This is a genomic window from Agrobacterium burrii (genome assembly GCF_017313405.1).
GTDB lineage: Bacteria > Pseudomonadota > Alphaproteobacteria > Rhizobiales > Rhizobiaceae > Agrobacterium > Agrobacterium burrii.
This window is the reverse complement of sequence record NZ_JAFLNA010000001.1, coordinates 364773-379145: the sequence shown is the minus strand read 5'-3', so window position 1 is coordinate 379145 and position 14373 is coordinate 364773. Positions and strand designations below refer to the sequence as shown.

The window sequence follows — 14373 nt, the reverse complement described above, 5'->3', positions numbered from 1 at the left end:
TCGCTCGTCAACGACGTGAACTTATTCGGTTACGCTGAAATCAAAGCTCGAACGTGCCCGTCGCAACCCGAACCGCATGCCCACCGATGCGGGCGCGGGCGATTTCGCCGTCCTTGATGTCCATGCGCAGGTGGATGTGGGAAGGCCGCTCCATTTCCACGCCCTGCTCTATCAGCAGCGGATAGTGACCATCGGTCAGGCCGTCGAAATGATGGATGGCGCCCGAGAGCGCGGCGGCGGCTGAGCCGGTGGCGGGGTCTTCCGAAATCCCCATATCCGGGGAAAACATGCGGGCATGGAACTTCGCCGCATGATTGACGCCGCCGCGACAGTAGATATAGGCCGCTGTCAGGCGTCCTTCGACCAATGGCGCGGTTCGCAGCCACAGATTGGCGTCGAAATCCATGTCCCTGATAGCGGCGATATTGTGCAGCGGTACAGCCAAGAAGGGCACGCCCGCCGTCCAGATCGACGGCACGTGGTTTTCAAAGCCGAGATGGGCTTCGCTGACGCCCAGCGCATCGGCAAGAGCGGTATGATCTAGCGGCAGGTCAACGCGGGACGATTTTCGCGGCAGGTCGAATTCGGCGAAGCTGACCGCGCCAGCGCGCATCTTCACCGCGCAGCGAACGGGACCCACTTTCTCTTCCAGCACGCAGACCATATCGATATCTTCATCGCCATCCTTGCGGTTGCGCTCGGCGATGGCGACCGCCGCGCCGACGGTCGGATGTCCCGCGAAGGGCAACTCGCCTGATGGCGTGAAGATGCGCAGCGACGCCGCATGAGCGGGATTGTCCGAACGGTTGACGAACACGGTCTCGGACAGGTTCATTTCTCTCGCGATCGCCTGCATCGTCGCCTGATCCAGATCATCCGCGCCATACATGACCGCGAGCGGATTTCCCGCCATTTTGGTCTCGGTAAAGACATCGTAGATATTGTAGCTCAGCACCAAATCCGTCTCCTGCCATTCATCCCACGGCCTGCTTGCAGCAAACTGCATCAGGCCGCCCTGCATCGCAACCCTTGTCGGAGAGCGGAAATCAAGAAGCTGTGGAACGGTGCAGCGCAATGGCACGGTGGGGGAACGTCTCACTGCCCGAAAGGCCTTGTCGCCAACCGCCGTCTTCATGTACCAAGGATCGTCCTGCGGCTTGTGATCGACCGTTTTCATCGACGTTTGAGGATTGCGAGCCGCTTCAACAGGTTACAGCATCGTTTGCAGGCCTTCTCAGGTCTGCGCCGTTGTCGAGGGAAGCGGATGTCGCATTCTAACTTTTCACTGTCCTTCGTCGCCTCCGCAACCGAGGAGGCGCAGACGGCGATGGAGGCGCTGAAGGGCGTTTACGGCAACACGTCGTTTGAAGAGGCGGAAGTGATCGTGGCGCTCGGCGGCGATGGCTTCATGCTGCAAATCCTCAACGAAACGATGAACTCCGGCAAGCGTGTCTATGGCATGAACCGGGGATCGGTCGGCTTCCTGATGAATGATTATCGAGTGGAAGGACTGCTGGAGCGTATTGCGGTTGCGACCGGTAATGATTTCCATCCGCTGCGCATGACAACGACGGATTCGGATGGCGATGAGTTTACGGCCCTTGCCATGAACGAGGTCAGTCTGTTCCGCCAATCCCATCAGGCCGCCAAGCTCCGTGTCGAGGTGGATGGCAAGGTACGGCTGGAAGAACTGATCTGCGATGGCATGATGGTGGCGACGCCCGCCGGCTCCACAGCCTACAATTTTTCCGCCCATGGACCTATCCTGCCGCTCGAATCGCCGCTGCTCGCGCTCACCCCGGTCAGCGCGTTTCGTCCGCGGCGCTGGCGCGGCGCGCTTTTGCCGAATAAGGTGACGGTCGATATTCATGTGATGGAGCGGGATAAACGCCCGGTGAATGCCGTCGCTGACCATACCGAGGTGAAATCCGTTCGTCATGTTCGGATCGCACAATCGCAGGACCGGACGGCCAGAATTCTCTCGGATTCGGACCGTTCCTGGTCCGACCGGGTTCTTGCCGAACAATTCAACAATTGACGTCAACCACCGATAATGGCCATGCAACTGAAAAAAACTATCCTCGCTGCCCTCCTCCTTATTACCACCGTGTTGCCTGCACGAGCGCAGGCGATCGATGCGTTGCCGGTGTCGGCGATCTTCGTTGTCAGCAGCGGCATGTGGGAAGAGCAGAATCTGGAACCGGTAAAGGGCGCTGATGGCCAGCTGCGGCCACCACCTGCAACGCCGACACGCGGTTATTACAAGGTGGTTGCGATCCGCCAGAGCGACGGCACAGCGAAAATCTACCTGCAGCGCATCGTCTTTACCGCAGATGGACCGAACCTGCTCGAGAACGTCGAGCTGGAAGAGTTCAACCAGATGAAGTCCTATGTCACGGATGTTCGCCCCGAAAGCTCGAACGGCGCTTCCGCCTCGCCTGGCCTGTTCGTCACCGTTTATCTGAAAACAGACCCTATGGCCAAGGAAGCCGAAAGCTGGACGATCCTGATCGACGAGCTTGGCGAGATGAAGATCGAGAAAGCCTCGAACTGACGGCTAAATATTAAGCTCATGCGGTCCGGCCAGAACTGAGCCGAAATGGTGTTTCCAGAGCCTGGCGCCAAGTTCGCCGCTGCGGTCGAGGCTGGAACCGACCGTCAGCCACGGTAACAGCGTGGGGTGCAACCCCGCATCGAACAGCGAAAAACCGGCCGCCAATACGCAGGTATCAGCTTGAATGCCGCAGACCAGCACCCTGTCGGGCTTGAGAGACAAGAGATGGTCGACCGCAGCCTTCGGTGGTGCATAACCGTGCTTGATGAATATGCGATCCGCGGCGACGAGCGACTCATCATCCCTGCCCGGCTTCCAGCCCAGTTGCCGCTCGAAGGGGGTTACGCTCTCATCATGACGCTCGACGGTGGCAATGCTGACCATCCTAGCTGCAAGTGCCGATATCTCCGCCACCAGCGCAGCCGGTGGATTGAAGCTCGGCTGAACGTCGACGATGTAGAGCACCTGTTTCATGCAAAACCTCCAACGAAAAACCCCTCGCAATGGACTTGCGAGGGGCAATTTCTTGATCGACGCGACTGGCGTCTTAATCGATATCCGACACTTCCACGTCCGCGCCACCGCTGATGCGATGCGCGAGAGCGGCTTCCATGAATTCGTTCAGATCACCGTCCAGCACGTTGCCGGGCGCAGTGCTTTCAACGCCCGTGCGCAGATCCTTGACCAGCTGGTAAGGCTGCAGAACGTAGGAACGGATCTGGTGGCCCCAGCCGATATCGGTCTTGGAGGCCGCCTGGGCGTTGGCCGCATCTTCCCGCTTTTGCAGTTCCACTTCATAGAGGCGGGCGCGCAGCATGTCCCACGCCTTGGCGCGGTTCTTGTGCTGCGATCGTTCCTGCTGGCAGGCAACAGCAATACCGGTCGGGATGTGCGTGATGCGCACGGCCGAATCTGTCGTGTTGACGTGCTGGCCGCCGGCACCTGACGAACGGTAGGTATCAATGCGGCAATCGCTTTCGTTGATGTCGATCTGGATCGAATCATCGACGACCGGGTAAACCCAGACGGAAGAGAACGATGTGTGGCGGCGCGCATTGCTGTCATAGGGCGAAATGCGGACGAGACGATGCACGCCCGATTCCGTCTTCAGCCAGCCGAAGGCATTGTGGCCCTTGACGAGGATCGTCGCGGACTTGATGCCGGCCTCTTCGCCGTCGTGAACTTCCAGCACCTCGACCTTGAAGCCTTCGCGGTCGGCCCAGCGGGTGTACATGCGCAGCAGCATGTTCGCCCAATCCTGGCTTTCCGTGCCGCCGGCGCCGGAATGCACTTCGAGATAGGTGTCATTGCCGTCCGCTTCGCCTGACAGCATGGCTTCCACCTGACGGCGGTTCGCCTCGCTTCTCAGCGCCTTCAGCGCGTCTTCGGCGTCCTTGACGATCTCGTCGTCGCCTTCCATCTCGCCGAGCTCGATCAGTTCGACATTGTCTCTGAGCTGCTGCTCAAGCGCCTTGACGCCGCTGATGCTGTCATCCAGCTGCTGGCGCTCGCGCATCAGCTTCTGGGCCTCGGTGGCATCGTTCCAGAGGGTCGGGTCCTCTGCCTTGTTATTCAACCAGTCCAGTCGTCTTATCGCCTGGTCCCAGTCAAAGATGCCTCCTCAGCAGGCTTATGGCCTGCTTGATTTCGTCGACTACGTTCACGATTTCATTGCGCATTTCGCTGGTTCTTCGCCTTCATTGAAACTTGTTGCTCAAATAAATGCGGGGGGCGCGGATGTAAAGACCCGCGCCCCCCGATGATCCCGGAACTGGTATCAATAAAGACCGCCGCCACCGCCGGTGATGGCCTGCTGCGCCTGCGGCGAGGTCTTTAGAATATCTTCCTGCGACATGTAGTTTTCAGCGCCGATCACCGAGAAGCTGTCCGCCGGGCCGGTGCCGGGCTTGAATGCTTCCATGATGGTGTCCGGCTCGCCTTCCACCGCCGCCATGCCGGTCTTGCGGTTGACGGCGACGAAATTCATGCCAGCAGGCACGATGAACTTGCTCGGCTCCAGATGCTTGGCCGCATCGGCGATGAACTCACCGAAGATCGGCGCCGACAGCGAACCGCCCGTGCCGCCACGACCGAGAGGCGCCGGCGAGTCAAAACCGATATAGAGGCCGGCAACCATGTCCGGCGTGTAACCGACGAACCAGGCGTCCTTTTCATCATTGGTGGTGCCCGTCTTGCCGGCAACCGGAAGATTGACCTTGATCTTGCCCGCCGCCGTGCCGCGCTGAACCACGCCTTCCAGCATCGAGGTCGTCTGGTAGGCGGTCATCGGGTCGAGAACCTGCTCGCGATTGTCGACGATGACAGGCTCGTCCTGGTTCTGCCAGCGCGCGGCGTTGCAGCCCTCGCAGGCGCGCTCTTCATGGCGGAAGATCGTCTTGCCGTAACGGTCCTGAATACGGTCGATCAGCGTCGGCTTGATCTGCTTGCCGCCATTGGCAAGAACGGAATAGGCCGAGACCATGCGCATGACGGTGGTTTCACCCGAACCCAGCGACATCGACAGAAGCGGCGGCATCTTGTCATAGATGCCGAAACGTTCGGCATATTCCGCCACCAGATTCATGCCCATATCCTGCGCCAGACGCACGGTCATGAGGTTACGGGATTTTTCGATACCGAGACGCAGGGTCGATGGACCGGCGGAACCCCCGCCGTAATTCTGCGGCTTCCAGACCTGACCGCCGGAAACCACCTCGATCGGCGCATCGAGAATGACCGATGCCGGGGTATAACCATTGTCGAGGGCTGCCGCGTAGATGAACGGCTTGAAGGAGGAGCCCGGCTGGCGCATTGCCTGCGTGGAGCGGTTGAATTCCGACTGCGCATAGGAGAAACCGCCGACCATGGCCAGAACACGGCCGGTATGCGGGTCCATCACCACCATGCCGCCCTGCACTTTGGGCGGCTGGCGCAGGCGATATTCATTGCCGGAATTGGCCAGCGGCTGCGCATAGATCACATCGCCTGCCGCCACGACACCCACCGGCGACTTCGCTGTCGCCTTTTTGCCGGTCGCGTCGCGATAGGCCCAGCGCATGTTTTCAGCGGAGATATGGCCGCGCGTGCGCTTGTCGCCATCTTCGGTTTCCGTATCCGGCTGGACACCGATATCGATGCCATCGGCCGCAACGGCGAGGACCACGGCGACCTTCCATTCGGGAACGTCGCGCAGGCCCTTGACCTTGGCGAGCGCCGCCGTCCAGTCGCCTGCCGTCTCGATCTTTTCGACGGGTCCGCGGAAACCGCGACGCTCGTCATATTGTACCAGACCATCCTGAAGCGCCTTGCGCGCTTCCGCCTGGATCTGCGGATCGAAAGAGGTTCGGACGGACAGTCCACCTTCGAGAAGCGCTTTTTCGCCGTATTTCTCGACGATCTGGCGGCGGACTTCTTCGGCGAAATAGTCAGACGCGAAAATATGCGCGCCGCCACGGCGCAGATTGACACCGAGCGGCTGCTTTTTCGCGTCGGTGGCGTCTGCAACGGTGATGTAGCCGTTTTCGGCCATACGGTCGATTACCCAGTCGCGACGCTCCAGAGCAGCCTTTTCACGACGGATTGGGTGATAATTGGCCGGACCCTTCGGCAGCGATGCGAGATAGGCGGTTTCCGCAATCGTCAGTTCCGTCACCGATTTGTTGAAATAGGTGAGCGCCGCGCCGGCAATACCGTAGGAATTCAGGCCGAAGAAGATTTCATTGAGGTAAAGCTCAAGAATCTTGTCCTTCGAATAGGTCTGCTCGATGCGGAAGGAAAGGATCGCTTCCTTGAGCTTACGGTCGAAGGTCTGGTCGTTGGTCAGAAGAAAATTCTTGGCGACCTGCTGGGTAATGGTCGAAGCGCCGACAGGGCGGCGACCGGAACCAAGGTTCTGCACGTTGACCAGAACTGCGCGGCCAAGCCCCCAGATATCGACACCGGGGTGATTGTAGAAATTCTTGTCTTCCGCTGACAGGAAGGCCGCCTTCACCCGGTCGGGAATGGCCTGGATCGGCAGGAACAGGCGCTTTTCATGGGCGTATTCCGCCATCAGCGCACCGTTGCCGGCGTGCACGCGGGTCGTTACCGGCGGCTCATAGGTGCTCAGAACTGCATAATCCGGCAGGTCCTTCGTCACGCCGTGCAAATAAATCGCACCGACGACGGCGGCGCACAGAAAGAGCACGCTGGCCAAGCCGAAAAAATATCCAATTAGTCTGATCATACCAAGCTACCGATAATTCGAATCGTAACCATCAACGCCCGACGATATACGGGCGCATCCTTGCATATCGCGTGCCGTTTTGCACACCATACCTTCGATGACAAGCGGATACGGCAGCATTCGCTGATATGTTACCGCGCCACCGGCCCGCAATCGCGCTCCGGCTGCTTTACGGATCGCCACCGAATCCGCTTCCCGAGTAACGCGGGGAATGTGAGTAAAATAGGGCTCCTGCCCCTTAATCATCCGCAAGACCCAAGAATTGAACAGCTTTTTGAACTGCAATGGCAAGGCGGCAACAGGCTCATGCCGCCTCCGCCCGGCGTTTCAGCCGCCATTCGCCACGGCTTTTGCGCGATACCTGCCGACCGCCGTCGCCAGCGTATCCGCGACCTTCTTGCGCCATTCGGCATTGAGAAGCAGTTTTTCGTCTTCCGGATTGGAAAGAAAGCCGAGTTCCAGCAGCACCGACGGCACATCATGGGCGCGCAGCACCATGAAACCAGCATAACGATGCGGATTGTTGATGAGGCCCACCTGCCCCTCGAAGGAGGAGACGATGTTTTCGGCCAGCGTCACCGAAAAGGCCTGGGTTTCGCGGCGGGTGAAATCGAGCAGGATATCGGCGACTTCCGGCGGCTCGGTGGAGGCAGCCACACCCGCGATCTGGTCGGACTTGTTTTCGCGCTCCGCCAGTTCCTGCGCCTGCCGGTCCGATGCCCGATCAGACAATGTGTAGACGGTGGCACCACGGATGCCCTTCTGTTTCAGCGTATCGGCATGCAGGGAAATGAACAGGTTGGCGTTGTTCTGCCGGGCGATCGTCACCCGCTCGGACAAAGCGAGGAACGTATCGGAATCGCGGGTCAGAAATGCCTTGATACCGGCCTCCCGGTTCAGCCGCTCCACCAGTTCCTTCGCAAAGGTCAGCGTGATGACCTTTTCCTCCGTACCGGTCGCGCCGCCTGTCGCACCGGCATCGATGCCGCCATGACCGGCATCGACCGCGATGACGAATTCCGCCTGCCGCGAAGTCTTGTCGGTGGGGGTGATCGCGGCAGTGGTGACGGGTGCCGGCAACTGCCATTGCTGCGTTTTTACCAGTTCGGCGAATTTGGCCTTGGTGGTGATTTCCGTGTCCAGCACGAAACGGAAAGCTGCGCCATCCTCGCCCTTCTTCGTTTCGGCCACAGTCACCTGCACCGGTTTTTTGGCCGTCAGCACGATGCGGGCGCTGTTCTGGCCCATGCTGCCGAAGCGGATGTCCGAAAAAAGGCCTGTCGGCTTGAGGTCGGATGCCGGAAAGGCGAAATTCACCGCCGGAAAGTCCACGACGATACGGGCCGGCGAATCGAGATAGTGAACATCGAATTCCGGCTCTTCCGCAAAATCGAGAACGATGCGCGTGCGCGCCTCATCGCCAATGATGCGCGCCTGATTGACGATGAGCGGTTCAAGCGCAGAGGCCTGCGGAACGCCGGAAAGGACGGTGATGGTAGAAAGAAAGACCGGAACGACGAGGGCACGCGCAAGCCGCGCGATTCGCACGCCAAGCGGCCCTGCCCCACCTGATATCTCTGCGCTGCGCGTGAAATTCATGGTCTTCAAGAAATTCCGTATTTCAGTCGTTTTCGATAAATGGAGCGGAAAAGCACCGGAAACAGCACTGTTTCGACCACGCTAGGCGTTTGTATGCGCGTTTGCGCCCCACAATCGCAGGCCTTGGTGAACCAATTGTTAACCCGGAAATTCCACCAATAATATGGCATATTTAGCCAGCCTATTGCTATTATGACAGAGAAAACATACAACAAGGGTGAGGGTTAAAAGTGTTGACGGGATAGATGCCCGCCGGCTGCCAATCGAAAAAGACGCTGGCGCTGCAAAACGGGCAATCATCTGCCGTCGTTACATTTATCCTGAAACTGGATCAATTCCGGCCGTGGCCGGAGACCTACCCGGTGGCCCTACCACCGCTGCTCTGAGGAGAGCAAATTCATCGGACCCCAAGGGGTCTATATATTATTGTCGTTCCGCCTGGCCAATGATGTCGCAGCAGTTTTCACATGAACCGGATACCAGGAGCAGGCCAAGCGCCTCGCCGTCGGTCCGGATGCTGCCAGTTTACAGAAGCCCGGCAGGAGACTTCATTTCCGGCACATCCTTGCACTCATATGAAAGGCTCGTCCGTGTGGCGGGCCTGTTCTCGTATAAAACAAGGCTGCGCCGAGGAGCACAGCTTACATGGCAGACAAAATGCTTATCGACGCCTCCCACGAAGAGGAGACACGCGTAGTCGTTGTCCGTGGGAACCGGATCGAGGAATTCGATTTCGAGTCGGAACACAAGAAACAGATCCGCGGCAATATCTACCTTGCCAAGGTGACGAGGGTTGAACCCTCGCTTCAGGCGGCCTTCGTCGATTACGGTGGAAATCGCCACGGCTTTCTCGCATTTGCGGAAATCCATCCGGATTATTACCAGATCCCGCTTGCCGACCGTCAGGCTCTGCTGAAGGCCGAAGCCGAAGATCATCGCCGCAGCGACGACTTCGAATCGGCTGATGCCCCTGAACCCGGCGCGCCGACGGTTGATCTTTCGCAGGTTGACCAGCCCGATGTCGGCATTGTTGCCGCCAGCGAGACTACTGATATCGTGGTGACGGAAGAAATCGCTCCTGCAGCCGAGGAAGTTTCCGGGGAGGCTGCGGTTGCAGCCGTCGAGGAAGCGCCCGCCAAGGCAGAAAAGCCGAAGCGCGTCCGTCGCCCGCGCGTCAAGAAGAAGACACCGGAAGAAGAAGCCGCGGCCGAAGCCGCTGAAGCATCTTCCGAGGAAGACGGCAGCACCGGCGGCGAGATGGCCGCGATGGTCGATACCGATACGATTTCCGAAGAAGTCGAAGGTCTTCGCCGCGGCAATGACGATGATGACGACGATGATGACGATCATCACGAAAAGGAAGTGATCGAATCCGTCGGCGCCGAAGACGCCATGGAAGAGGTTCCAGATCGCGTTGCCCGCAAGCCGCGCAAGCAGTACCGCATTCAGGAAGTCATCAAGCGCCGCCAGATTCTTCTGGTGCAGGTGGCCAAGGAAGAACGCGGCAACAAGGGTGCCGCCCTCACCACCTATCTGTCGCTTGCCGGCCGTTATTCCGTGCTGATGCCGAACACGGCGCGTGGCGGCGGCATTTCCCGCAAAATCACCCAGCCGACCGACCGCAAGCGCCTGAAAGAAATCGCCCGCGATCTGGAAGTTCCGCAGGGTATGGGCGTCATTCTGCGCACCGCCGGCGCCAACCGTACCCGCGTCGAGATCAAGCGCGACTTCGAATATCTGATGCGCCTGTGGGAAAACGTCCGCACGCTGACGCTGAATTCGACGGCTCCCTGCCTCGTTTACGAGGAAGGCTCGCTGATCAAGCGTTCGATCCGCGATCTCTACAACAAGGATATCGGCGAGATCATCGTTTCCGGCGAAGAAGGCTATCGTGAAGCGAAAGACTTCATGAAGATGCTGATGCCGAGCCATGCCAAGGTGGTTCAGCCGTACCGCGACATTCACCCGATCTTCTCACGCTCCGGCATCGAAGCCCAGCTCGACCGGATGCTGCAGCCGCAGGTAACGCTGAAATCGGGCGGTTATCTGATCATCAACCAGACCGAAGCGCTGGTTGCCATCGACGTGAACTCGGGCCGTTCGACCCGCGAGCATTCCATCGAAGAAACAGCGCTGACGACCAACCTTGAGGCTGCGGAAGAAGTGGCGCGCCAGCTGCGCCTTCGCGACCTTGCCGGTCTCGTCGTTGTTGACTTCATCGACATGGAAGAGAAGCGTAACAATCGCTCCGTCGAGAAGAAGCTCAAGGATTGCCTGAAAAACGACCGGGCGCGCATCCAGGTCGGCCGCATCTCGCATTTTGGCCTTCTGGAAATGTCGCGCCAGCGCATCCGCGCTTCGGTGCTGGAATCGACCACGCAGGTCTGCCAGCATTGCGGCGGCACGGGCCATGTACGCTCGGAATCCTCCGTCGCGCTGCATGTGCTGCGCGGTGTCGAGGAATATCTGCTGCGCAACACTACCCACAACATCACCGTGCGTTGCACGCCGGAAACGGCGCTTTACCTGCTCAACCACAAGCGCGGCACGATCGTCGATTATGAAGGCCGCTTCGGCGTGTCGATCATCATTGCTGCTGACGCCAGCGTCGGTGCGCAGCATTTCGCCATCGATCGTGGTGAAGCCGTCGAAAATCCCGTGAAGATCGAAAGCCTCATCCAGATGCTTCCGAGCTTCGTGGAAGAGGAAGACGATATCGTCATCGAGGCCGATGAGGATGAAGACGAGGAAGAAATCGTCAAGGCTGCTCCTGCCGGTGAACCGCGCCAGCAGCAGCAGGGCGAAAATGGTGAAGACGGCAAGCGCAAGCGCAAGCGTCGCCGCCGTCGTCGTGGCAAGGGCGGACAGAACGACCAGAACGGCGCTCTTGATGCGCAGGCCGACGATGACGCCGATGATGTTGATGGCGACGACGACAGCGTCGAAGCCGATGACACCGACGGTGATGCCGACGAAAACGGCGTGAACGAAGCCGCAAACTCCGACGAGGACGGCAAGCGCAAGCGCCGTCGTCGCGGCAAGCGTGGCGGCCGCCGCAACCGGGACGACGCTCTCGATGCTGCAGGCAGCGAAGCTGGTGACGAAGGCGAGACGGAAGGCGAAAGCGAAGAAGTTTCTGTCGAAGCGACCGCATCAGTCGCAGCGACCGTGACGGAAGAGCCGACCGCCGCCGACGTGGTGGAAGGTGTGGTTGCCGACGTCGTCGCAGAAGAAGCGCCGAAGAAACCGCGCCGCACCCGCAAGGCGAAAGCCAAGACCGAAACCGAAGAAGCGCCGAAGGCTGAAGTAGAAGCCCAGGCTGTCGAAACGGTTGAGCCGGTGATCGTCGAGCCGGTCGTTGTTGAAGCAACCGTCGCCGAAGTCGCCATTGAAGAGGTCGGTGAAGCATCGGCCGATCTGGCAGCGGAGGCAGACGCACCTGCAACGGAAGAAAAGACCCGCGCCAACCGGGGCACCAATGTCTCGAGTTCGGAACCGGTTGTGACCTCTTCCGGTTCGCCTGCGAACCCCGACGGCGACGAGCCGAAGCCGCGCAAGGGCGGCTGGTGGCAGCGCAAAGGCTTCTTCTGATAGAAGAGACTGAAACAAAAAGCCCGCAACCATGTTGCGGGCTTTTTTTATGCCGGAAGTCTTGTTTTCGTCGTACAGGATTTACATTCCGACCCTCAGACGGACCGCGTCAGACCGCCATCAACCCGGATATTCTGGCCGGTGATGTAACCTGCCCCTTCGGATGCGAGAAACGCCACGGTTGCGGCGATCTCCTCGCTTGTTCCGTAACGCTGCATCGGCACGCCCTGACGGCGTTCTTCCGTGGCGGGCAGGCTGTCGATCCAGCCGGGCAGGACATTGTTCATGCGCACATTGTCGGCGGCATAGGTATCGGAAAAAATCTTGGTGTAAGAGGCAAGGCCGGCGCGGAAGACGGCCGATGTCGGGAACATGCTGCTCGGCTCGAAAGCCCAGGCGGTGGAGATGTTGACGATCGCGCCCGCCTTCTGTTTCACCATGACCGGAGCGATGATCCGGGTCGGGCGGATGACGTTCATGAGATAGACGTCGAGACCCGTATGCCATTGCTCATCGGTAATATCGAGGATGGAGGCGCGCGGGCCATGTCCGGCGCTGTTGACCAGCACATCGATACGGCCGAATTTTTCGAGTGTCAGATCCGTGAGGCGCTGGAGATCGTCGTTCGACTGGTTGGAGCCCGTGACGCCGATGCCGCCCAGTTCCTGCGCCAGCGCTTCCCCCTTGCCCGAAGACGACAGGATCGCGAGCCTGTAACCATCCGCCGCCAGCCGTTTCGCTACGGCGGCCCCCATCCCGCTGCCACCTGCCGTTACAACAGCTACTTTTTCTGCCGACATCGTTTTCTCCATTTTCAATTCGGCGAACCGCCGCGTGGCGATCCTTGTCCATCCAGAACCCGCCTCATCTATAGCGGGTTTCGGAAACGAGTTCGAACCAGAAAGCCTTGGGCCGGCATGAAGAAAAACTGATGCTGACGGTTTGTCAGCGTGGCACCTCCATATCCGCCGAATGGATCTGCCTGCTGTCCGGTGGCGCCTCTTCCCTCTCCTGCAAGCCGTAGTCCCGCATCACATAAGCGATGCGCAGCCAGTAGTTGGAAAAGACGCCGGAGCGCCCCATGGCCTGTGCGGCGCGATGCGGCGCGGTATTGCGCCACGCCTTCACCGCCTCCTCATCCCGGAAGAACGACAGGGAAAGCATCTTGTCCGGATTGCTGATGCTCTGAAACCGCTCAACCGAAACGAAACCGTCAATGGTTTCCAATTCAGCGCGCAGGCTGGCGGCGATATCGAGATAATGCTGTTTCTCGCCTTCAGCTGACCAGACCTCGAAGATAACGGCGATCATCGTCCACCTCCGGCATGGGGAGCGGAAGCCAGCCGCAGGAAAAGCCTGTCCTCACGGCGGATGAATTGTTCGCGTCGGGCGAATTCGTAGTTCTCCCGTCCAGCCGGATCGGCGGCGAGCCGTGCCCTGTAGGCTTCGTAAGCGGCGAGGCTTTCGATATTATAGACACCGTAAGCAATGGTGTTCGATCCTTCCTTCGGTGCGTAATAACCGATGAGATCAGCCCCGCAGCGCGGTATCGCTTCGCCCCAGTTGCGGGCATATTGGTCGAAAGCATCGACCTTGAAAGGGTCGATCTCATAGCGGATGAAACAGGTCAGCATCGTCTTTCTCCTCGTGTTCTGCCTCTCCCGTATAAGCCATTGCCTCGCATCAATGCTTCGGCTATCATCGAACTATGAAAGACGGACCCTTGATCGCCAATGTCGCCGCCCTGATCGGCGACCCTGCCCGCGCCAACATCTTGACGGCGCTGATGGATGGACGTGCGCTGACGGCAAGCGAGCTTGCCGAAGCCGCTGGTGTCACCCTGCAAACCGCCAGCGGGCATTTGTCGAAGCTCTCCGATGCGCAGCTGCTGAAGGCGGAAAAACAGGGCCGTCATCGCTATTTCCGTCTCTCCGACGAGGATGTAGCGCAGGTTCTTGAAGCACTGATGGGGCTTGCCCAGCGCACGGGCGCAGTGCGCGTGCGAACCGGACCGAAGGACAAGGCGCTGCGCGAGGCGCGTGTCTGCTACGATCATCTGGCCGGGGAAAGCGGTGTGGCGCTGCTTGCGGCCATCACTGCGAGCGGGCTCGTGACACCGGGTGACGAGCCCGTCCTGACAGACAGCGGGCGCGATTTCTTCTCAGGCTTCGGCATCGACCTTTCGCCGCTAGAAAAGGCCAGACGCCCGGTCTGCCTGCATTGTCTGGACTGGAGCGAGCGCCGCCATCACCTCGGCGGCGGGCTTGGCGCGTCGCTGCTCGACGCCATGCAGCAGCGCGACTGGCTGCGGCGCGGAAACGGCCGCGTGCTGACCTTCACCGCCAAGGGCGAAAAGGCGTTCAACAGCACTTTTGGCTGTACACCCGCCTGATGCCCTGTGAGC

At 59.6% G+C, this 14373-nt stretch carries 12 protein-coding genes; 4 read left to right on the top strand and 8 right to left on the bottom strand.

Annotation, left to right across the window (positions count from 1 at the left end; all coding sequences use genetic code 11):
* Nucleotides 1-40: 40 nt before the first annotated feature.
* On the bottom strand, nt 41-958 hold the full coding sequence (locus tag JZX89_RS02045) for a PhzF family phenazine biosynthesis protein (protein ID WP_149898137.1): 918 nt from the start codon (nt 956-958) through the stop codon (nt 41-43).
* A gap of 201 nt (nt 959-1159) precedes the next feature.
* On the opposite strand from JZX89_RS02045, the gene JZX89_RS02040 reads away from it, so the two are divergent.
* Both JZX89_RS02040 and JZX89_RS02035 read left to right on the top strand, forming a co-directional pair.
* On the top strand, nt 1160-2038 hold the full coding sequence (locus tag JZX89_RS02040) for an NAD kinase (protein ID WP_336510787.1): 879 nt from the start codon (nt 1160-1162) through the stop codon (nt 2036-2038).
* A gap of 21 nt (nt 2039-2059) precedes the next feature.
* On the top strand, nt 2060-2554 hold the full coding sequence (locus tag JZX89_RS02035; RefSeq protein ID WP_174372669.1) for a hypothetical protein: 495 nt from the start codon (nt 2060-2062) through the stop codon (nt 2552-2554).
* Nucleotides 2555-2557: 3 nt separating this feature from the next.
* Here the strand turns inward: JZX89_RS02035 and JZX89_RS02030 are convergent, their stop codons facing one another.
* From JZX89_RS02030 to JZX89_RS02015, 4 genes are all read right to left on the bottom strand, one after another.
* Nucleotides 2558-3028: a cysteine hydrolase family protein gene (locus tag JZX89_RS02030; protein ID WP_174372670.1), complete on the bottom strand. Its 471-nt coding sequence runs from the start codon at nt 3026-3028 to the stop codon at nt 2558-2560.
* Nucleotides 3029-3101: 73 nt separating this feature from the next.
* Nucleotides 3102-4233 (bottom strand): peptide chain release factor 2 gene (prfB, locus tag JZX89_RS02025; protein WP_149897700.1). Its coding sequence is split into 2 segments (ribosomal slippage): nt 3102-4163 and nt 4165-4233, totalling 1131 coding nucleotides; the frame shifts between segments, so codons are not numbered across the junction.
* A 98-nt stretch (nt 4234-4331) separates the two neighbouring features.
* On the bottom strand, nt 4332-6779 hold the full coding sequence (locus tag JZX89_RS02020; RefSeq protein ID WP_149897701.1) for a penicillin-binding protein 1A: 2448 nt from the start codon (nt 6777-6779) through the stop codon (nt 4332-4334).
* A 327-nt stretch (nt 6780-7106) separates the two neighbouring features.
* Nucleotides 7107-8378: an N-acetylmuramoyl-L-alanine amidase gene (locus JZX89_RS02015; protein ID WP_207132919.1), complete on the bottom strand. Its 1272-nt coding sequence runs from the start codon at nt 8376-8378 to the stop codon at nt 7107-7109.
* A gap of 645 nt (nt 8379-9023) precedes the next feature.
* On the opposite strand from JZX89_RS02015, the gene JZX89_RS02010 reads away from it, so the two are divergent.
* On the top strand, nt 9024-11969 hold the full coding sequence (locus JZX89_RS02010; protein ID WP_207132918.1) for an Rne/Rng family ribonuclease: 2946 nt from the start codon (nt 9024-9026) through the stop codon (nt 11967-11969).
* Between the two features lie 95 nt (nt 11970-12064).
* Here JZX89_RS02010 and JZX89_RS02005 read toward each other — a convergent pair whose 3' ends face one another.
* The 3 genes from JZX89_RS02005 to JZX89_RS01995 form a co-directional block, all read right to left on the bottom strand.
* On the bottom strand, nt 12065-12769 hold the full coding sequence (locus JZX89_RS02005) for an SDR family oxidoreductase (protein WP_207132917.1): 705 nt from the start codon (nt 12767-12769) through the stop codon (nt 12065-12067).
* A gap of 145 nt (nt 12770-12914) precedes the next feature.
* Nucleotides 12915-13280, bottom strand: coding sequence for an antibiotic biosynthesis monooxygenase family protein (locus JZX89_RS02000; protein ID WP_207132916.1), 366 nt, complete (start codon nt 13278-13280; stop codon nt 12915-12917).
* Nucleotides 13277-13603 (bottom strand): NIPSNAP family protein, encoded by a 327-nt coding sequence (locus tag JZX89_RS01995; protein ID WP_149897706.1) that lies wholly within the window; start codon nt 13601-13603, stop codon nt 13277-13279. The genes JZX89_RS02000 and JZX89_RS01995 overlap by 4 nt, the downstream gene beginning before the upstream one ends.
* A gap of 74 nt (nt 13604-13677) precedes the next feature.
* Here JZX89_RS01995 and JZX89_RS01990 point away from each other — a divergent pair, with 74 nt between their 5' ends.
* Nucleotides 13678-14361: a winged helix-turn-helix domain-containing protein gene (locus JZX89_RS01990; protein ID WP_153513617.1), complete on the top strand. Its 684-nt coding sequence runs from the start codon at nt 13678-13680 to the stop codon at nt 14359-14361.
* Nucleotides 14362-14373: the final 12 nt, after the last annotated feature.